Annotated in this window: 21 protein-coding genes; 2 read left to right on the forward strand and 19 right to left on the reverse strand. The window is 43.9% G+C overall.

Annotated features, from left to right (window positions below):
* Nucleotide 1 precedes the first annotated feature (1 nt).
* The 16 genes from OC538_RS06620 to OC538_RS06695 form a co-directional block, all read right to left on the reverse strand.
* Complete coding sequence (locus OC538_RS06620; protein WP_262173790.1) at nt 2-3,274, reverse strand: hypothetical protein; 3,273 nt, start codon at nt 3,272-3,274, stop codon at nt 2-4.
* 476 nt (nt 3,275-3,750) lie between these two features.
* Nucleotides 3,751-3,864, reverse strand: coding sequence for a flagellin (locus OC538_RS06625; protein WP_373866398.1), 114 nt, complete (start codon nt 3,862-3,864; stop codon nt 3,751-3,753).
* A gap of 342 nt (nt 3,865-4,206) precedes the next feature.
* Nucleotides 4,207-5,214, reverse strand: a complete 1,008-nt coding sequence (locus tag OC538_RS06630; protein ID WP_316044279.1) for a flagellin — start codon at nt 5,212-5,214, stop codon at nt 4,207-4,209.
* A gap of 241 nt (nt 5,215-5,455) precedes the next feature.
* The gene (csrA, locus tag OC538_RS06635) at nt 5,456-5,680 is read right to left on the reverse strand and encodes a carbon storage regulator CsrA (RefSeq protein ID WP_262173791.1); all 225 of its coding nucleotides are present in this window, start codon (nt 5,678-5,680) and stop codon (nt 5,456-5,458) included.
* Between the two features lies 1 nt (nt 5,681).
* Nucleotides 5,682-6,119, reverse strand: coding sequence for a flagellar assembly protein FliW (fliW, locus tag OC538_RS06640; RefSeq protein ID WP_262173792.1), 438 nt, complete (start codon nt 6,117-6,119; stop codon nt 5,682-5,684).
* A gap of 95 nt (nt 6,120-6,214) precedes the next feature.
* Nucleotides 6,215-6,769: a DUF6470 family protein gene (locus tag OC538_RS06645; RefSeq protein WP_262173793.1), complete on the reverse strand. Its 555-nt coding sequence runs from the start codon at nt 6,767-6,769 to the stop codon at nt 6,215-6,217.
* A 58-nt stretch (nt 6,770-6,827) separates the two neighbouring features.
* A complete protein-coding gene (flgL, locus tag OC538_RS06650; RefSeq protein ID WP_262173794.1) occupies nt 6,828-7,721 on the reverse strand; it encodes a flagellar hook-associated protein FlgL in 894 nt (297 codons plus the stop codon).
* A gap of 18 nt (nt 7,722-7,739) precedes the next feature.
* The gene (gene flgK, locus OC538_RS06655; RefSeq protein ID WP_262173795.1) at nt 7,740-9,287 is read right to left on the reverse strand and encodes a flagellar hook-associated protein FlgK; all 1,548 of its coding nucleotides are present in this window, start codon (nt 9,285-9,287) and stop codon (nt 7,740-7,742) included.
* A 15-nt stretch (nt 9,288-9,302) separates the two neighbouring features.
* Nucleotides 9,303-9,800 carry a flagellar protein FlgN gene (locus OC538_RS06660; RefSeq protein WP_262173796.1) on the reverse strand — a complete coding sequence of 166 codons (498 nt, stop codon included), beginning with the start codon at nt 9,798-9,800 and terminating at the stop codon, nt 9,303-9,305.
* Between the two features lie 36 nt (nt 9,801-9,836).
* On the reverse strand, nt 9,837-10,100 hold the full coding sequence (flgM, locus tag OC538_RS06665) for a flagellar biosynthesis anti-sigma factor FlgM (RefSeq protein ID WP_262173799.1): 264 nt from the start codon (nt 10,098-10,100) through the stop codon (nt 9,837-9,839).
* A 279-nt stretch (nt 10,101-10,379) separates the two neighbouring features.
* The gene (locus OC538_RS06670; RefSeq protein WP_262173800.1) at nt 10,380-10,883 is read right to left on the reverse strand and encodes a GNAT family N-acetyltransferase; all 504 of its coding nucleotides are present in this window, start codon (nt 10,881-10,883) and stop codon (nt 10,380-10,382) included.
* Nucleotides 10,876-11,295, reverse strand: a complete 420-nt coding sequence (locus OC538_RS06675) for a TIGR03826 family flagellar region protein (RefSeq protein ID WP_262173801.1) — start codon at nt 11,293-11,295, stop codon at nt 10,876-10,878. Before OC538_RS06675 ends, OC538_RS06670 begins: the two co-directional genes overlap by 8 nt.
* 12 nt (nt 11,296-11,307) lie before the next feature.
* Nucleotides 11,308-11,916, reverse strand: a complete 609-nt coding sequence (locus OC538_RS06680; protein WP_262173804.1) for a ComF family protein — start codon at nt 11,914-11,916, stop codon at nt 11,308-11,310.
* Nucleotides 11,913-13,292 (reverse strand): DEAD/DEAH box helicase, encoded by a 1,380-nt coding sequence (locus OC538_RS06685; RefSeq protein ID WP_262173806.1) that lies wholly within the window; start codon nt 13,290-13,292, stop codon nt 11,913-11,915. Before OC538_RS06685 ends, OC538_RS06680 begins: the two co-directional genes overlap by 4 nt.
* Nucleotides 13,293-13,417: 125 nt before the next feature.
* Entirely contained in the window at nt 13,418-14,263 is an 846-nt protein-coding gene (locus OC538_RS06690; protein ID WP_262173808.1) for a DegV family protein, read from the reverse strand.
* Nucleotides 14,264-14,326: 63 nt separating this feature from the next.
* On the reverse strand, nt 14,327-15,562 hold the full coding sequence (locus tag OC538_RS06695; RefSeq protein WP_262173811.1) for an EAL and HDOD domain-containing protein: 1,236 nt from the start codon (nt 15,560-15,562) through the stop codon (nt 14,327-14,329).
* 134 nt (nt 15,563-15,696) lie between these two features.
* Here OC538_RS06695 and OC538_RS06700 point away from each other — a divergent pair, with 134 nt between their 5' ends.
* Nucleotides 15,697-16,473, forward strand: a complete 777-nt coding sequence (locus tag OC538_RS06700) for an enoyl-CoA hydratase-related protein (RefSeq protein WP_262173813.1) — start codon at nt 15,697-15,699, stop codon at nt 16,471-16,473.
* A 136-nt stretch (nt 16,474-16,609) separates the two neighbouring features.
* Here the strand turns inward: OC538_RS06700 and fliS are convergent, their stop codons facing one another.
* On the reverse strand, nt 16,610-17,017 hold the full coding sequence (fliS, locus tag OC538_RS06705; RefSeq protein ID WP_262173815.1) for a flagellar export chaperone FliS: 408 nt from the start codon (nt 17,015-17,017) through the stop codon (nt 16,610-16,612).
* Between the two features lie 115 nt (nt 17,018-17,132).
* On the opposite strand from fliS, the gene OC538_RS06710 reads away from it, so the two are divergent.
* Nucleotides 17,133-17,945: a flagellin gene (locus OC538_RS06710; RefSeq protein WP_262173818.1), complete on the forward strand. Its 813-nt coding sequence runs from the start codon at nt 17,133-17,135 to the stop codon at nt 17,943-17,945.
* Between the two features lie 24 nt (nt 17,946-17,969).
* Here the strand turns inward: OC538_RS06710 and OC538_RS06715 are convergent, their stop codons facing one another.
* Complete coding sequence (locus OC538_RS06715) at nt 17,970-18,254, reverse strand: late competence development ComFB family protein (RefSeq protein WP_251693870.1); 285 nt, start codon at nt 18,252-18,254, stop codon at nt 17,970-17,972.
* A 304-nt stretch (nt 18,255-18,558) separates the two neighbouring features.
* Nucleotides 18,559-18,780 carry a helix-turn-helix domain-containing protein gene (locus tag OC538_RS06720; RefSeq protein ID WP_262173820.1) on the reverse strand — a complete coding sequence of 74 codons (222 nt, stop codon included), beginning with the start codon at nt 18,778-18,780 and terminating at the stop codon, nt 18,559-18,561.
* Nucleotides 18,781-18,789: the final 9 nt, after the last annotated feature.

An 18,789-nucleotide genomic window follows, 5' to 3' on the forward strand; every position in this document is an offset into this window, starting at 1 on the left:
ATCAACTCCTTAACTGGTCTATATCGATTTCAAGTAATTCCAGCTTTCGGTTATACTTCTTGGAAATTAAATTATTTTCATCCCTTAGATATGTCCTTATCCATTTTCCTATATCTTTCTCATTTCTATTTGCAGTGTAAACATCACGATAAGGCAACTCTTCTAAAGGCATCTTATAAATCCTTTGATAAAAATTTTGATGAATGTTCAGGTTGTTCACAAAAAGACTCGCGACTTTTGTAGAAGGATAATAAGTCATCTCGAAATAGTTCTGTAAATCATTCCACTTATACATAGAGAAGTTTCTTGTAACATGCGTATGTGTAGGGCGGTTCGTTAACATAGAAAATAAAACTTTTGCATATTCAATAGCATCTAAGGTTGAGGGTTTGCCCATTACCTCTGATTTAAAACAATCATCTTTTTCTTCTAGCCTGAATTTATTCCAGCACTTTGGAGTGAGCTTGAAAGAAAATAGAGGACTTTGCTTAATTTCCAAGTCTATTAAACTTTTATAATCACTTTTAGAAGTTAACAACACAATTTGTTTCAACATTTTAACGAATTCATATTCAGTAAGTGGATGCAGTACATTCTGTTTTGAAGGGATTGTTTCTAAATCATACGGTAACATTTCACAGTAAAATATCCAATCTGCAACAGGCACTTCTTTATCATCTATCAATTCGGATATAGGCAAACTAGGTAAACGATCATCGGTTATAGAATAATGTGATCTTATGATAGAGTACGAACGAAATCTATTTCGCACATAATCTTTATAATATGATGTTTGATTTTCCTCATTCTTTTTCTCTTCGTTATTCTTCTCAGATACACGGATCCATTCAAAAATGCCACTATTTTTTTTAGGCTCTTCAAAGTATTTTTTAATACTGGTTTGCAAGTAATCTAAAACATCGAAGTGAATTTCATAATCAATGGTTCCGTTAGGAAACTCCAGTTCAATTTTATTAAGTTTATTCAATAAAGATACTTCTAACTTTTCATGAGATATTTTTGCAAAAGAAAGCCAGTTATAAATATCTGAACTCTTGTCAGATAAAATGTCACTTTTCAAAGTTCCGTAAATCACTATATCAACATCATTAAAATCATAGTCAAAGTCCTTTTGACTCCAATATAATCCTTTCCTAAATAATTCTATGGCTATGTATAAATCCAATTCGGTTGACTTGGTACTATTAAAAAGTTCATCCGTAATGAATATATACTTTTTATAAACCCTATTTAGTCTTTTTAGAGATACTGGGTAATTAGTTCCGTTATGCGCACAAAGGTATATAGGAAGCCTTATACGTAAAACCGCTAGGGACCAATAGAGTGTATATTGTTCTGTCCATGTAATTTGGGGATTTGCGTACCAAACAAGGAAAGCACTTTCAATAAGCTTTCGTAATCTCTTTCTCTGTTGTTGATTAAATCGGTACCAATTGTCTGAGAAAATATTTAAAACTCTCATTCTAACTACAGAAAAGTAAATAGAACCATCTTTATCACCAGATTTCATGTTCGCCCGCAAGTCGACTAAAAAATTTTTTAATACATCATATCCCTTATCTTGTTCTTCTATTATTCTAAATACCGTTAGAAGATAAACATCGTAGAAACCCATTTTATACGGATAACTTTTAATAGCTTCGGCAAGAACACAAAGAAAATAATTAAATTCCTCTTCTTTTAAATCTACGCGGTAATATTTCTCACGATATGAGGAGTTCAAACGCCATGCAGCAAATATCTTAATGGTTTCTTCTTTTACTTCTCCGGTATCATTACTTGCCTGCATATAAAACAACATTTCTTGTATAAAAAGCTCCAACTCTTGGTCACTTAAGCCTTTTAATTTTGTATCTGCTGTCGTAGATAAATTTTTGGAAATTTGGTTAGTTCCCATACAGTTCAATGTAATTTTTTCAGGGTTTATATCTACCTTTAAAAATTTCAGTTGCTTACCTATAAATTCCTCCTTACTACCTGCAGATTTTCTAATCTTTTTGAGATTGTTAACAGACTTTATTTTGCCCCTCAAATTTCCCAGGTACTCTTTGTCTATCTCATCTTTCTCATTAAGATCATCTAGCTGAAGTACAATCTCTTCCATGCTAGTGGGTAGTGTTTTTTGGCGAGAGGTATTTAGACCTAACCTACTTAGCCTTCGTTTTATTTCGACAATTACGTTAATTACCATATCTTCATCAGTAGACAATACTAAATAATCATCCGTATATCGAAGTATAGCGACTTCGGCCTTTTTAGTTTGTTGAGCGAACTTACGTTCAATATACCTGTCAACAAAATGATTTAACGTGCAATTAGATAAGAAGTTAGAAGCAATTAAATCCAACGGTAAAGTACTGTTTAAAAATGAGACTAATCCCTGAATCTCAAATTTATTGGTTTCCGAATGCCCGACAAGCTGCTTGTAGTAAGTACTTAACAAACTTGCATATTTATCTTCTAAATTATTAATGTCAGGATAAATAATTTCTAGGTTGAGTAAACAATTTATAATTTCTTTCATTTCCATTGCATTAAAAAATTCATTACTAAAATTCTCAATTTTATTTAACTCATCTAATCTATTACATAGCGCTTCCTTGATCTTTTCTATTTTTAACGTTGGAAAAAATTCTTGTATATCTAAATCGCCGCTGTAAATCTCAACCTGGCGAGTTAACATCTTTTGGATCATTTGCGTCCGATAAAAATCAAACTTGTTTAGTGCTAATTGGTGACTTTCATATAACCTTTTATCGTTATATTGAATATAACTAGAAAGCAAGGAATCTTCGTCAGAAGTATCACTATTATCCTCGCTTAAGCGTTTGATTCTGCCATTAAAGCTCCATGGCACCATCCAACTGAACTTTTCTCTGATATGCTGGCTACAGATTGAATAAGTATTTTTCACTTTTTCATTCGTATCAAACCATTCCCCTATAATTAAAATAACTCCAGCCCATAAAACCTGATATTCGAATGGAAAAGAAACCTTTGGACGTACCCTTGGTTCCCCTTTAGAACCAAATGACTTGGGGAAGAAGTAAAGATACCCTCTCATTATCTTAATCTCGTCTTGTAGTTGATCGGGATTCCTTAATAGCTCAGATAAGCGCGCGATATTTTTATCTAAAGCTTGTTCAAAAAGCAGGATATCAGTATGATCTACAAATGAAGTTTCTCTGGTTACAAAGTGCTTGGCCTTTTTGTAGGCAAAATATAGGTATTCTTCATATACCGGTTTTTCCATATTGCTTAACTCCTCGCATCATAATTAAGGTAGGGTAATTTTCTATTCTTATATGTAAAAAACGCGGCCAGGAAATCCCGGACCGCGTTTTATTAACCAGATTAACGTAGAAGTTGAAGTACGCCTTGTGGTTGTTGGTTGGCTTGCTACGCCTCCATGTCTTTCAATCATGGTATAGACTATATCTTCACCCTCAAGTTACCTTGTAGGGGCTGGGCACTTCGAATGTTACGACTCGTAACACCCTACGGATTTCATCGTCATAGCGTTCGCCTTAGACGGTCTATCCTAGTCGTTGAACGTTCCCCACGGTTTCCCGACAGGGGCTTCGCTGCTGATTGTCCAATCTCTCCGTTTTTCAAGCCATCGCGTTTACCGTTTCCAGTTCCGCTGTGGCAGAAGAGCTCTCAGGAGGTTCCAGCAATTCACCCAGTGATGATCTAACTCGTTACCAAGTTAGACGCCCGTTCACAACATTACCGTAGAAGTTGTAAGACTCCTTGCGGGGATTGCTGTGCTTGAGCCAACATTGCTTGTGCTGCTTGAGTAAGGATGTTGTTCTTTGTGAACTCCATCATTTCTTTCGCCATCGTGCGAACATTAGCTTTCACTAATGACTAGACTATATCTTCACCCTTCGATTGCTCGGTAGGGGTCGGGCACTTCGGATCGGCAAGGTACTCAGTCTTGCGTTTCCTATGGGTTTCATCATCATGGCAAGTGCTGTAGATGGTATACCCTAGTCGTTGAACCTTCTCCACTCTTTCGAGACAGGAGCTTGGCTGCTGATTGCCCAATCTCTCTTCTTTTCGGCCCGTCACGCTTACCGTTTCCAGTTACGTTGTGGGGAAGAAAGCTTCAGGGGTTTCCAGCAATTCACCCGATCGTACTCACTGACCGTTACCAGTCAGGACGACTGTGTCTGTCACTGCTTACGCAGCAGCTAAGACATAATCCACGTCGCGGATACGTGATTCCGCAGCTGTTAGGTTTTCGGAAGAAGTATTTAAGTTGTTAATTGTGTGCTCCAAGCGATTTTGGAATGCACCTAACTTAGAACGCTCTGTCGAAACTTCAGTTAAAGCTTTTTCAATGTTAGTAATTGAAGCTTTAGCCGCGTCATGTGAAGAAACATCAACTTTTCCTGGTGCTGATAAGTCTAATACTCCATCAGTTTTCATGTTTCTGATATTTAAACTTAGATTTTGATCTTCATTTGCACCAATTTGGAATGTAACAGAACCTGAATCAACTACAACGTTCCCAACAGCAGCATCCGCAGCGTATCCTGCATTAGTTTTAATTGTAATACCGAAGTCAGAGAAGTTTAATTCTTGAGCTCCAGCTGCATTTGTAATAGTTTGGGTTTTAGTGCCAGCACTATTTGTCATTGTTAGTTCACCACTAGCTCCGGAACTAATTGTATAAGTGTCTGCTGCGGCTCCATTTGTAGTTGCACTTGCGACGCCCGCTACTGCTAATACTGTAGTAGTGCTAGCGTCTTGGTCTACAGTTCCACCCAAACCACCATTAAGTAAGGTTTGTTTGTTAAACTCAGTTGTATTACCAATTCGGTCGATCTCATTCTTCAATTCATTTAACTCTTCTTGAATAGCATTTCTATCCTGACCAACGTTTGTATCGTTGGCTCCTTGAACAGCCAATTCACGCATGCGTTGAAGAATTGCATGAGTTTCATTCAAGGCACCTTCAGCAGTTTGAATCATAGAGATAGCATCTTGTGAGTTTTTAGAAGCCATATCTAAACCACGGATTTGTCCGCGCATTTTTTCGGAGATAGCAAGACCAGCTGCGTCGTCTCCTGCACGGTTGATTCTGAGACCTGAAGATAGTTTTTCTAGGTTCTTAGATGCTTGTGTGTTGTTTGCACCTAGTTGGCGGTGTGTGTTGAGTGCCGCGATGTTGTGGTTAATTCTCATTGTAATTTCCTCCTTGAGTGTTTATGGGTTCACGTCCTTGTGACCCTAAATAGTTTGTTGCTCACGGAGTAAGAGCCGGCCGAACTCGTTACTGCCGCTTACAATAGTAGTATCGGACAAGTTGGCTAGGTGTTTAGCATTTTCTAAAAGTTTTTGTATGGTTTTGGTTTATTTTGTGGAATCGTGAGGAGGGAATAGAAAATGGATGCCTCGAGTATTGCAAGGCATCCATTTTGAGGTGTTATTGTTCTTTCTTTGTTAGTTGAGAAAAGAGTGAAGCGTCTAGTGTAAGTGCCTCGGTATTCGTTTCGGTAATGGATTGGACTAGTTCGCCGCGAAGGATGTCAACACTCCTCGGGGCTTCTATGCCGATCCGGATTGTGTCGCCTTTCACTTCGAGGATCCGGATTTCGATGTCATCCCCGATTTTGATTGTTTCATTCGTTTTACGAGAGAGGACTAGCATTTTATTTTGTCTCCTTCGGTTGGCCGATCGTGTGGCGGGTTGTAAAGCGGTTGTCGTTTAGGATCATTTGCTTTGCTTTCCTGTTGTTCATTTGGAAGATGAGCGGTGCTTGTAAGTTGATGGTCGATGATTCAAACGGTTGTTTCAATGTAAGAATGCCGAGTACGAATACGTCTTCCGGTTTTTCGATGTTGAGCAGTTCTATTGTCGGTGCGTCAATATCGAATGAATAGTCTGCGACTGTCGTATATGGATTTGTGACGATAAAGGCTACGGTCTGTGTATCGGTAGACTGCAAGACTTGAAATATATCGTTTCCTTCAATAGGAAGTAGGACAAATTCCTTTTCATCTTCAAATCCTGGAATGCCTTTTGGAAAATTCCAAAGTTGGTCTGAATGGATTTCGATTTCACCGTGGAATTTTGTTTGAATGTTCATATACTTTCGCTCCTTTGATTGCACGATTCTTTATTAATTAGCATAGCATGTTACAGTTTTCTTGCATAAAAAAAGAACGTGTTGGCTAACGTTCTTCATAGTTTCCAATCAATCCGGATGGAAGGGAATTGTTCCATGACGCCGGTCACTTTGCCTTGAGTATAATTGTGGATCGGTTTGTTGATTTGGACGTTATTAATGGCTTTTTGGGGTGTTGCATTAATGCTAAGCGAGCCTGGTTGGAAGGACATTTGGATTTTTGTCCGGTCGCCGACGAATTTCATGGCCATTTGTTTTTGAGGCGGTGTCCCGTTCTGTTTGGCGATATCGGCAATTGCACCGCCTCCATTTTCAATCTGTACGAGTTGTTGACCTTCCTGTGCTCGGCGGTCGATACCTTCCATGAGTTGTTGCATACCGAATTGGGCGTTTTCTGCCGAACGCCTTAATGGGCTTTTCAAATCGATGTCCGCTCTTACTTCGGTTGTATCGAGTGATAGTTGCGATCGAGTCGAAGACATTTCCAGGATAGCAGCAGGCTGTTCCTGCGTGAGTGTAGCTCTTGGTTGCTCGATTTCCTGTATCGGTTTGTCGATTTGAAGTCCAACGACGCCGCGTGTCGTTTGGATTTGCAGTTGTGGGATGTTCATTGGCTTCATCACCTTTTGGAAAGGCGTTTGGAGAGTATCCAAACGCCTTCATTATTGATTATCGTAAAAAGTCTACTAGAGATGGTTGAATGATTCTTGCGCCTACTGAAAGAGCGGCACGGTGGATCGATTCATGTGTGAGCATTTCAGTGATCACTTTTTCGTAGTCAATGTCTTCGTTTTCGGATTGCTGTTTTTTTGCTGCGCCTTCTTGCATTTCAAGACGATTGTTCATCAATTCAGCACGGTTGGAGCGGGCTCCGATGTCTGCGCGAGCTGTAAGGACTGCATCCATATGGATGTCGATTTTAGATAAGGCGTCACTGAATCCGTTCCCATCAACACCGATATTTTCGATTTCTTTAAACAAGTCATCGATATTCTTGAACATTTCTGCGGCATCGGTATTCACTTTTAAGGATACTCCATCGAACACTTCGATTTCTACCCTGTTTTTAAAAGAAGGGCCGGTTTCGATTCCAATAACGTCGCCACTTGCATTTATAGCTTTATTATACAAAGGTTTGTCAGTCATCGTTCCACTGAAGATATATTTATCCCCGACCTTTGTGTTCGCTAAATCTTGTATTTGTTCTTGAAGCTGTTTAAGTTCAATCTTAATCTTTTCACGATCTTCAGGTGTCATTGCACCTGTATTCGCGGCATTCGTTACAAGCTCTTTTGCTCGGTGCAAGACTTGTCCTACGCCATCTAAAGCGTCATCGGAGCTGTCAAGCCAGTTGTTCACTTCACCGAGGTTCTTTTGATAAGTGGCGACTTTGTCGACTTGCATACGGTAGCCCATACCTTTCATTACAACGACAGGATCATCTGATGGGCGATTTACTTTTTTACCGGAACTGAGTTGTTCTTGCAGTTTGCCCATTTTATTATAGCTCGTCGATAAGTTACGGAGCATATTGTTGGATAGCATTGATTGTGTTACGCGCATTTAGTTGGTTCTCCCTTCTTATCGACCGACGACACCCATGCCATTGATGATTTTGTCGAGTGTTTCGTCGACGACTGTAATCATCCGGGCGGAGGCATTGTAAGCCTGTTGGAATTTAATCATGTCGGTCATTTCTTCGTCGAGCGAGACTGAACTGATGGAGTCCCTTCGGTGTGAGACAGCGCCTAATAGCGTTGTTGTATTGAACGTAAGGCGTTCGGCTTGTTGGCCGTTTACACCTAATTCCCCTATGACTCCTGAGTAATAGGTTTGAATGGTTGAACCGCCTAACTCTGTTAATCCATTAAATTGGAGATCAGCAAGTTTTTTTGCATTCTTACCGTTTCCAACTTCAGCAGAGCCGACTGGAGAGTTTGACGCCGCTAATAAATTCGGATCTTTCTTTAGTTGTTCGTTAACGACAATATTCCCAGCTGTAAATGGATCTCCAGGTATTTTTGCGTCGAAGAAATTAGTGCCTTTATTGCCATGAAGGTCTGTACCGGAAGTATGAACTTTATTCATTTCATTAGCGAAAGCTGCTGCCATTTTATTTAGCTCAGCGATCATATCTGGATAGAGACCTTTTGTTGCGTTCCCATCGGTATAACCGTATGAATCAACGAGCGATTTTAATTTTCCGGAATCCAAGAAAGCCGAATGTGCGTAAGGAGTTGCCGCTATTGCATTGGCACTCCTAATTGTCATGCCTGTAATAGCTACATTTCCTTTTGTAGTTGGATCTATAAGTATTGTAGGGTCGGGTTGTATTTCTCCGAACTCCTTACCTTTCACGAGTTCAATTGTTGGACCATTTTTCATTTTCAAGGAAACAGTCACCGTACCCTCAGCAATCGCTAAAGCACGTCCACCTGATTTTTCGTAGGATGTCTCAATTGGTATATAAGATGAAAGTTCATCCAACAAAATATCCCGCGCATCATATAAATCATTCGGCATATAGCCGTTCGGTTCGACTTCTGAGATTTGGCGGTTGAGATCTGCAATCTGCTCGAGCATGGAGTTGATATCCTTTGTCGAGACACCAATTTCCTTGCCAAGATTCGTTTGGATTTCGGTCAAGGATTTATGCATGTAGTTAAATGAATCCGCAACCGCTTCCCCACGTTGAACGACGACTGCGCGTGCGCCTCCGTTTTCAGGGTTCGCTGCGAGTGTTTGAAGGGATGACCAGAATTCGCTTAATGATTGCTGCAAGCCGTATGCGGATGGTTCTGCTAGTACGTCTTCCATCTGACCGATAGCCTTGGATCTTGATTCCCAATAACCGAGCTTGTTTGATTCCTGTCTGAACTGATGATCGACAAATCCATCGCGGATCCGTTGGATGGAGCCGGCTTCGACGCCGGTTCCGAGGAAGCCTGGCATTGTTTGTGTGTTGAGGCCGACGCCTGGGAAGCCGGCTGTTGCCTGCATGTTGACGCGTTGGCGGGAATAGCCGAGTGTGTTGGCGTTGCTGATGTTGTGGCCTGTTGTATAGAGAGCGGATTGTTGTGTGAACATGCCGCGTTTGTTTGTTTCGAGTCCCATGAATGTGGAGCGCATGGTGAGTGTTCCTCCTTAGGCTTGCGAGTCGAAGTTCGGTAATTCCTTCGACTCCTTTCTGCCGGTGATTTCAGTTTTTGAGTAGGTGGCCGATTCCAGACGTGGTCGGATCATGTCCAGCGAAAGATTCACGAATTGAAGGGATTGGTAGGTCAGTTTCTGATTCAAATCGTTTTGCCATTTCAATTCATGAATCGCATGCAGGAGACGGTCCTTCGCCTCCACAAGTTGTTTGCTGTCCGGTTCGGGTGTTGCTTCGATCAGGTTGGCGATTGTAGGGTTCATCGGCACAGGACGTCCTTGTCCCTTCAGGTAGGCGATGACCGCTTTTTGCCTATCGTTATCCATTTGGACGATGGCTGCAAGATGCGCCTGCTCGTCTTTCATAAGCTGGTCGATGCCGTTGATGTCGCCGCTTTTAATGAGCGCCGTTTTTTCGTTTGCGATGCGCAGCAGGCTCTTATGCAGTTTTTCCAAGTTGTCGAGTATGGAAAGGATTGTTTCGATGGACATAGGGTCCCCTGCTTTCTCTTTTGTTGTTTCTTTATGTTATTTTTTGAAGTGCTTGATCAGGTTGGAGGCGAGTTGTTCAGGCTCCACTTTGTAGTTTCCTGATTCGATTTGGGCTTTCAACTGTTGCACGCGCTCGTTCCGTTCTGTTGTAATTGGTGATGTTTCGGAAAGCTGTTTCGCTTCGGAAGAGATTTCGAGTTTATCCGTTTTGATTTTAGCCTGTTCCTTTGCTTGCTCGGCTTTCAGCTGATTCGTCCGGTACGGATTGACCGGCGGGATGTTGATTTTATTGATTTTCATTTGACTCGCTCCTTTCGATTTGCTCTTATAGTTTATTTCGGCAGATTTGTGACAACGTTTAGGGCCTTTTGGACGAAAAAAGGAAATGTGCTTTTTTCCATGCTTATCATTCCCTATTAATGCGAAAAAAACCGACAAGTACATGCCGGATTTTTGCGTTTATGCGCGTTTGAAGGGATTTATGCGTAAGTTTAGGCATTTATGTGTTTCTGGAAACGAATATGCGTATTTTTTACCGTTTATGCGCTTCTGGAATTGTTTATGCGTGATTATAGGTATTTATGCGTTTATTGGCATTCTGTATTGAATGAGCTGACTCTCTTCACCCATATATTCTTCATTGCCGATTCTGCTGACTTCCTTAAATCCTAGTTTATGAAGCATTTTTCGGGAGCGGTTATTTGATTCATGTGTTTCTGCATTAAAGATGATGATGCCTAATTCTGTGGAAGCGTAGTTCATTAAACTCAACGTAGAATGATAGCCGATGCCTATTCCCCATAACGAAGATTCACCGATTGCGATGCCAATTTCAGCGGAGTGCCCTTCTATATGTGCCAGGTCGGCATAGCCGATCAATTTCCCGTTGAATTCGATTCCGATTCTAATGAAGTCTTCGGCTTGGTTGTTTAGACAATGAATCCACCATTTGTATAGTTCTTCTTCGTTTCGATTCAGTTCCCAACCATTTGCGGAACAGAAGAGGTCGTCCTTGCTCCAGTTGAGGACGACCTCATAATCATCTATTCGTAACGGTCTTAAGGAGATTGATTCTTTATTCATCTCGTTTTCGATCTGACAAATACGTGCCCTTTTCGCTTTTAGCTACAGCTTCCCTGAATTCTTGGGCGGCTTCAAATTGGCGGAGTCCGCTTTTTAGTTCCTCTGTGCAACCTACGCATAGTTTTCCTGTTGTCGTCAGTTTACCGCAGTTGTCACATGGATAGCCGAGGTTCGGGAATAGTGCCGGTTGCAGTCTTCCTTTACGTACCCATTTATGGAGCAACGTTTCGGTGACACCTGTCACTTCAACGATTCGTTCAATTGTTGCTGCACGGTTTTCGCGTCTTCTTAGGAAGCGATACACTTCCTCGTACATTTCTTCTTCGCCGCGTGCGCATTTGGCGCATACTTCCCGGATGCCTGTGTAATTGAAAAAGTCGCCGCATGTTGGACAATGTTTAAGTTCTGCCATAATGTGTTCCTCCTATTTTTCGGCACGAATGAGTGTGACTGCTTCTACCCGCCTGGCGCCAGCTTCCTTCAGGACGGTAGCGGCGTGACGGAGTGTCGTGCCTGTTGTGTAAATGTCATCAACAAGGATGTAGGTTGTTTTTCGGATATCGCTTACGGGTTTGATTGAAAATAAATTGCGCATGGAAAGCCGCTCTTCCTTCGTCTTCTCTCCCATCACTTCGGTGTTCGTCTTGATGAGCAGGTCTACGAATGGAATGCGAGCTGCCGCCAACATTTCCTCGACGTGTGAGAAAGTCCGCTCAACCTTTTTCTGTGGATGCATCGGAATCGCTACGACTATGACGTCTTTCCGGGCGAGTTCGCCACGCAGTTCATTCGCAAAGACGCCTGCAAGCGCGACATCCTGCAGAAATTTGTATTGGTGGAGATATTCGCGCATCGCTTCGTTATATGTATAAATGGAAGTGAGTTGATCGACTACATCGCCTTCCTCTTTTATGTCGACACGATTGAAGCTTTTTGAACAGTTTTCACAAATTAATGATGTTGTTTCAATCGCGAAAAGGGATTGCCAGCTCGGTGTGGAAGCAAGTTTCTGTTCACATAGGAGGCAGTTCAAGTGCGGACGCCCCCTTTATTCAACTTAAGGATTTCGGTATTCGCTTCGTCCATCGCGTACGTGATGCCGTTATGGAACAGGATGAAATCTCCTGTCGGATAGTCCGCGGAACGACCGACACGGCCGCCGATCTGGATGAGGGCGCCTTTGTCGAAGATTTGCTGTTCTGCACCGACGACTGCGACTTGGACATTCGGGATTGTGATGCCTCGTTCAAGGATGGTCGTTGTGAGTAGGCCCGGTAGTTCTTTATTCCGCAATGCTTGTACATGTCCTTTCCGGTCCGGATGCGCTGCATGGACGGAGCGGATGCGTGGATCGATAAGCTGGAATAAGGGCTCCGCCTCCTCCATCAAGCCGATATGGTGGAAGAAGATGAGGAACGGTTCTTTGTTGGCGAGCCGCTGTTCCGTCCAATCGATGAGTTTGCGCGGCAGATTCCCTTTCCGGACCTGCTTTTCATAGTTCCATAACGGAGTGAATGTCGGAACGGGCAATGGATGGCCGTGATAGCGGCGGTTGATGATCGAAACGAAGCCCGACTTTTTCATATCTGATAATAGCTTTTCTGATGGGGTTGCGGTTACGTAATGGACTGGGAATCCCGGTTTGACCGCTTTCTTGACAGCCTTTTGCAATGTTGCATCCGCCTTATATGGGAAGGCGTCTGCTTCGTCGACGAATACGGCGTCGAATGCGTGACGGAATCTGTATAGCTGATGCGTTGTCGCGAGGACGAGCTGAGAGGCTTCCATCGTCGGCTTCGCGCCACCGTATAACGCCTCGATTTTCGTATTTGGGAATGCCGAGCGCAATCTTGGTTCGAGTTCAAGAATGACATCTACACGGGGAGCAGCGATGCATACTCGTTTACCTTCAGTGAGCAGCTTATGTATGGGTGGGAATAGGATTTCTGTCTTTCCAGATCCGCAGACTGCGTAGATGAGATGGGACAATCGTTTGTTTTGACTCTCGGTCAGTTCATCAGATGCTTTCTGCTGATGCAGCGTGAGTGTGCCTTGCCAGGCGATTGTGTGGTTCGTCGGGTAATCCGGTTTTTCACCGTTCCAGACGATGAGTTTCGTACATGACGAAACACGGCCCATTTTTAAGCATTGTCTGCAATATGTACATGGTCCTTGGCATTTGGCGCAATTGAATGTCGTGAACCGGGTGCTGTCTTCGTTTTCACACCGGTTGCATAGGTGGCGCTTTTGATTCAGGAACGATGGTTTTGATTCAATGCCTTTAATTGTTTGAATGTAGCCAGCATCAATAAGTGCATCTATTTCTTCTCGCGGAAAAGGGGTGTGCATGCGCAGCCAAATACGGCCCTCCAGGAAATCACGGATTGCCGGATTGAATGGTTTTGTCATGAACACACCCCCACTTTTGTTATTTGTTTTTGTACGCGGTTGGATTTTGATTAAATTAAATATCGTTTCGCGCTGAAGGCAGTTGACCAATTGAGCCTGTGGGCAATTAATTGAGCCCTTGTGCATTAAACTCTCCGCTTCACCCATCCAAGCCCCATCGATCCTTCTCCTAAATGTGTACCAATCACTGGACCGAAATGGCTGATTGTGAAAACGACATTTGGCAGTCGTTCTTCAAGTTCCGCTTTCCATATTTCCGCTTCTTCAGGCTGGTTGGCATGGATGATAGCTGCTTCGAGTGGCATTGTTTCGGCGTCTTCTGCGAGCATGTCCGCGATTCGTTTCATCGCTTTTTTGCGTGTGCGGATTTTTTCGAAGGGGACAATCACTTTGTCGTGGAAGTGAAGGATCGGCTTCACTTGGAGCAGTCCGCCAATCAAGGCTTGTGCGCTCGAGAGTCTACCGCCACGCTGCAGATGGGCGAGGTCGTCGACCATGAAATAGGCGCGCATCGTCTTTTTCATTTCCACGAGCTCCGCCATGATTTCGTCTGGACTTGCCCCTTCTTTCGCCATTTCAGCTGCCCGGATGACGTAAAATCCTTGGATATAGCAGGACAGTTCCGAGTCGAACGTGCGGACGTCGATGCCTTCCACCATTTCCCCTGCTTGGACAGCGCCTCCGTATGTACCGCTAATGCCGCTTGATAGATGGATGGAAATGATCGCGTCATGATCCGTTTTCAATGATTCAAACAGCTCGACAAATTTTCCGACCGGCGGCTGGGACGTTTTCGGCAACGGACCTTCCCCACGCACTTTATTATAGAAATCCTCCGACGTTAGATCGACTTCCTCTTCATAGGCATGTCCGTCAATCGTCACCGTCAAAGGGACGACGTGGATATTAAGTTCCTCTAATATGTAAGGCGGCAAATATGCCGTGCTATCTGTTACAATTGCTGTTTTCACTACTCATCAACTCCTGCATCATATTCTACTGGAAATGCAGGTGAAAAGAAAATCCCTTTCGGTTCATCTTTCAAGCTGCCGTGCCCAATGGTTCGCTTTATTGGAGAATGCGATAATCTCCTCTTTCGACACGCCAAATCTCTTGCTGATTTTATTTATTTTCTCCATATCGAAACGCTCCGTCGCGATAGCTAGCTCCAAGTATGGCGTCATGTCGGTTTTCTTACCTTGCAACGTTTCCGCCACATCCTCGGAAAAAGGGAACATTGGCAGGATGTCGTCCCAATCGCGATTCATGATGGCGTCAAGTAATGAAAACAGCCCGACAAAGAAGTGTTCGTCACCATTCGGATACCCCGTACGGATTGCGACGAACTCGCACATTTTCGCTCGTGACATCGAGCAGGAAACGAGTGCTTTGACGCGGCCGCTCGATGAATGGTCGCTAATATCCTGTAGCATCAAGATTCGCATCCATTTCTTCAACTCGCGCATGCCGATCAGGACGATTGCCTGTTTGACGGAACCGACGCTTTTCGGGACATTGAAATTCATCGTGTTGATTAAGCGCAGCAGTTTGTATGTCAGTGAGATGTCATGGAGTATGAGATTTGCGATTTCGTCGATGTTAGGGTCGCTGTCATTCAGCTTGCTGATGATTTGCATATGAAGATTGAGGTTCGCAGGGATTTCGACGCCTTTAATAATTTCTGGCTTAGCGAAGAAATATCCTTGGAACAGGTCGTATCCGCTTTTCTTGGCAATTTGGAACTGTTCTTCAGTCTCAATCTTTTCCGCAAGCATCTTGATGTGCGGGTATTTTTTAATGAACCGTTCGATGTCCCGCCTTCCCTTTGCGTCAACGGCGAGGAAGTCCACTTTCACGTAATCGATCAGCTCGAACAGTTCTGTATGTAAGGCATATTGGTCTTGTATGATGAAGTCGTCAAGAGCGAGTTGAAATCCCTCTTGCTTGATTTCCCTTATTCTCGAAATGAGTGCCGGGGTGATTTCGACATCCTCCAAAATCTCGATGACGACGAATTCCGGCTTTAAGCTTGAAAAGATGTCCTTGAGGAGCAGGTCACCGGTAAAATTGATGAATGACTTTGATTTCCCTGAAATCTGGTCCACGCCGATCGACAGGAACGTGTTGACGAGCAATTGGATTGTCGCCTGTTCGGGATCGATATCCGGGAAGCTGTTCTGATCACTATTGCGATAAAGCAGTTCGTAGCCAAAAATGCGCTCTTCCTTGTCCAAAATCGGCTGCCTGCCTACAAATATAAGGTACTCCATCTTCTCACCTCTCAATGCAAACAGTATACCAAAACTGGTCCTCTTTTACTATTAATTTTCAAACTATTTTAATAGCTAGGAAGTGGGAAAAATGATATGTTGGAAGAAAGTAATAGGAAATGGGAGGATTCATGATGGAAACACTTATGTTTGAACAAAAGGGGAATATCGCAAAGGTGACATTGCACCGCCCGGAAGCGATGAATGCATTCAATTACGATATGCTGTCGGAACTAGGACAAGTGATCGAGTCGATTCGCATTAATCCGGATATCCGGGTTGTCATATTTACAGGGTCCGGGGATCGTGCATTCAGCGTGGGGGCTGATTTGAAGGAGCGGAGGACGCTGTCGGATTCGCAAGTGAAGCGGAATGTCTATAAAATTGGCGAAGTGTTCACGATGGTGGAAAATCTGCCGCAACCCACAATTGCGGTGTTGAATGGCTATGCGTTCGGCGGCGGAATGGAGCTTGCGCTTGCTTGCGATTTTCGGTTCGCGGCGGATTCGGCGGTGATGGGGCTGACGGAGACGGGACTTGCCATCATTCCGGGCGCCGGCGGGACGCAGCGATTGCCGAGGCTGATCGGGGAATCGAAGGCGATGGAGCTCATATTGACGGCGAGACGGCTGAAGGCGGAAGATGCACAATTATACGGCATGTTGACAGGAGTTGCTCCCGCAAACTTTTTGCAGGAGACGGTGGACCGTTTTGTCGGGGAGCTTCTCGCGAATGGACCGATTGCGTTGCAGCAGGCGAAGTTTGCAATCAAACATGGGATGAACGCCGATTTGCAGACGGGACTCGCGATTGAGCGGAAGGCGTATGAGTTGACCATTCCGACGGAGGATCGTTTGGAGGCGCTAGCGGCATTTGCGGAGAAGCGGAAACCGGAATTCAAAGGGAAATGATATAGGAGCGTCCAGGGGATTGCGAGTTCTCGCTAATTCCCTGGCGTTTTTGTTTTGCAGGAAGAGTTCTCGTTCTTTATCGGGAAGTTCTCGATTACCCGAAGAAAGTTCTCGTTCTCTACCTAAAAGTTCCCGTTCACAACCGGTCCGTCGTAAAATTCCTGCGGCGCGTCACTTGCTTTGCAACTTGCCATGACGCGATTAACTGAACGGTCATTTCTTCAAGGTGGTCGAGCTGCTCGGTCGTTTTGGTCAGATGCGTTTGGACAAGGCATTGGTTCATATGTAGGTAGATGGCCATGAGCCGGTCGCTTCGTTCGGCTTGGTGGTCGGTTGTTGTCATGAGTTCGAAGAGGAAGTCTTGTGCTTTTCGCAGTGTGCGGTTGCGTTCAGCGGTGTCCCCTGCCTCTATTGCCTGCTTACATTGCTGAATGTTTTTCTGCAGTTCGTTGAGCAGGAGGAGGACGTATTCCATCATCGATAATGTGGAGGCGCTAGCTTCTTTGTAGATTTGGATGGCTTTTTCGATGTCTACGGTTGTCAATGTGGGTGCCTCCTGTCGCTTTTTCTTTTGTATCGGCTTTTTTCTGTTGATTTCAATCGTTATTTGCCGATATAAAGATGGAGATACAGATGAAAGTTGAAATTGGGGTGATGGAATGCGTGTTATGAGCGGCGAGCAGATTGCGGTTTCGGCGAATCGTTCGATGCGGAATGCCGGGCAGATCGAGAAGAGTTTGGTGAAGCTCGGATCCGGGGTGAAGATTGCGAAGGGCAGCGATAATGCTTCGGGGCTGTCGATTTCAGAGACGATGCGCGCGCAGATCCGCGGGATTTCCCGGGCGCAGAGCAATATGCAGGACGGACTGTCCGTTCTTGAGGCTTCGAATGAAGGGCTGAATAATGTGAATGGCCTGTTGCAGCGGGCGCGTGAGCTTGCGGTGTTGAGTGCGAATGATACGCTGACGGTGAATGATCGGGCGGCGAGCCAGGTGGAGCTTGATCATCTACTTGGTGCTGTGGACGATACGGCGTCGAAACTTGAGTTCAATACGAAGAAGATTTTGGGTCAGCATGGGGCATTGACGTTGCAGGTCGGAGCGAATGCCGGGCAGCAGATGAAGATTACGCTTGTGGATGTCAGTTCTAAGGAGCTTGGCCTTGAAGGGGCTTCATTGGAATTACGGGACCTTGCGGAAGGTTTGATTACAAAAATCGATAAGGCGATTAATACGGTTTCCAGTCATTTGACGCGTATCGGTTCGAATATGGAAGCGGTCGAGCATCATTTGACGAATGCGCTTGTGTTCGAGAATAACTTAACGAAGTCACTATCGTTGCTTGAGGATACGGATATGGCGAAGGAAATGATGAATTTCGTCAATCTGGATATCCGCCAACAAGGTGATCATTTGCTTGTGAAGCAAGTGAATCAGAATATCCATAGTGTGATGTCGTTGTTTTCGAAGTGAGTAGGCTTTGGGGGTCCTCCCGGCCTACTCTTTTTTTGCGTTTTCGCAGCGGGGTGATGCGGAGACGATGCGGGCAGCTCTGACGACGGTGGAAAGGATGTTTGTTGCGCCTTGCCGGTCTGCGACGTGTTCTGCGCGGATGACCGGACTTAGTTTATCGTTCACGATGTAGCGCGGCTTGATTTCATTTAGCGCAATGGCCTTGATGTCGTCTTTGCATCGGTCACAATGGCATGTGAGATTGAGTTCGTTTTCATATTGTTGGAGTACGTTTTGGACGACTTCTTCCATTACGTTGTATACTGGCATGTTTCGTACCCCCTTTTGTAAAGAATTATTTTCCATTCATTGTAGCACTAATGGTAAAATATGCGAATTGTAGGAAAGGAGCATTATTGTCACGGGACTTTATGATCACTTTTATGGATTTATGAGCGATTGTTGGCGTTTATGCGTGATTCTAGTGAGTTATGCGCGGATTAATTGATTTATGCGTGTCTAGAAGGATTTATGCGCAATTCATTAGATTTATGAGTTTCTGGAGGGATTTATGAGCTTTTCGTAACAAAAAAGCCGAATACCCACATAGTGGGAACCGACTTTCTGTAGTTGATTATTCTTCTGCGTCTTCATCGTTTTTGTATTCTAAAATGTCTCCAGGCTGACAGTCCAACGCCTTGCAAATCGCTTCTAAGGTTGAGAATCGGATCGCTTTTGCCTTTCCATTTTTCAATATGGATAGGTTCGCCATTGTAATTCCAACCTTCTCCGTTAGTTCAGTTACGCTCATTTTCCTTTTGGCCAGCATTACGTCAATATTTATTATAATCCCCATTGTTTTCAC

The organism is Saccharococcus sp. Marseille-Q5394 (assembly GCF_946901335.1).
GTDB lineage: Bacteria > Bacillota > Bacilli > Bacillales_A > Planococcaceae > Sporosarcina > Sporosarcina luteola_C.

What these genes read in the sequence shown, in the direction of transcription:
- OC538_RS06620 (WP_262173790.1), bottom strand. Translation starts at nt 3,274, where the DNA reads ATGGAAAAACCGGTATATGAAGAATACCTATATTTTGCCTACAAAAAG.
- OC538_RS06625 (WP_373866398.1), bottom strand. Translation starts at nt 3,864, where the DNA reads ATGGCGAAAGAAATGATGGAGTTCACAAAGAACAACATCCTTACTCAA.
- OC538_RS06630 (WP_316044279.1), bottom strand. Translation starts at nt 5,214, where the DNA reads ATGAGAATTAACCACAACATCGCGGCACTCAACACACACCGCCAACTA.
- csrA (WP_262173791.1), bottom strand. Translation starts at nt 5,680, where the DNA reads ATGCTAGTCCTCTCTCGTAAAACGAATGAAACAATCAAAATCGGGGAT.
- fliW (WP_262173792.1), bottom strand. Translation starts at nt 6,119, where the DNA reads ATGAACATTCAAACAAAATTCCACGGTGAAATCGAAATCCATTCAGAC.
- OC538_RS06645 (WP_262173793.1), bottom strand. Translation starts at nt 6,769, where the DNA reads ATGAACATCCCACAACTGCAAATCCAAACGACACGCGGCGTCGTTGGA.
- flgL (WP_262173794.1), bottom strand. Translation starts at nt 7,721, where the DNA reads ATGCGCGTAACACAATCAATGCTATCCAACAATATGCTCCGTAACTTA.
- flgK (WP_262173795.1), bottom strand. Translation starts at nt 9,287, where the DNA reads ATGCGCTCCACATTCATGGGACTCGAAACAAACAAACGCGGCATGTTC.
- OC538_RS06660 (WP_262173796.1), bottom strand. Translation starts at nt 9,800, where the DNA reads ATGTCCATCGAAACAATCCTTTCCATACTCGACAACTTGGAAAAACTG.
- flgM (WP_262173799.1), bottom strand. Translation starts at nt 10,100, where the DNA reads ATGAAAATCAATAAAATCAACATCCCGCCGGTCAATCCGTACCGGACG.
- OC538_RS06670 (WP_262173800.1), bottom strand. Translation starts at nt 10,883, where the DNA reads ATGAATAAAGAATCAATCTCCTTAAGACCGTTACGAATAGATGATTAT.
- OC538_RS06675 (WP_262173801.1), bottom strand. Translation starts at nt 11,295, where the DNA reads ATGGCAGAACTTAAACATTGTCCAACATGCGGCGACTTTTTCAATTAC.
- OC538_RS06685 (WP_262173806.1), bottom strand. Translation starts at nt 13,292, where the DNA reads ATGACAAAACCATTCAATCCGGCAATCCGTGATTTCCTGGAGGGCCGT.
- OC538_RS06695 (WP_262173811.1), bottom strand. Translation starts at nt 15,562, where the DNA reads ATGGAGTACCTTATATTTGTAGGCAGGCAGCCGATTTTGGACAAGGAA.
- OC538_RS06700 (WP_262173813.1), top strand. Translation starts at nt 15,697, where the DNA reads ATGGAAACACTTATGTTTGAACAAAAGGGGAATATCGCAAAGGTGACA.
- OC538_RS06710 (WP_262173818.1), top strand. Translation starts at nt 17,133, where the DNA reads ATGCGTGTTATGAGCGGCGAGCAGATTGCGGTTTCGGCGAATCGTTCG.
- OC538_RS06715 (WP_251693870.1), bottom strand. Translation starts at nt 18,254, where the DNA reads ATGCCAGTATACAACGTAATGGAAGAAGTCGTCCAAAACGTACTCCAA.
- OC538_RS06720 (WP_262173820.1), bottom strand. Translation starts at nt 18,780, where the DNA reads ATGGGGATTATAATAAATATTGACGTAATGCTGGCCAAAAGGAAAATG.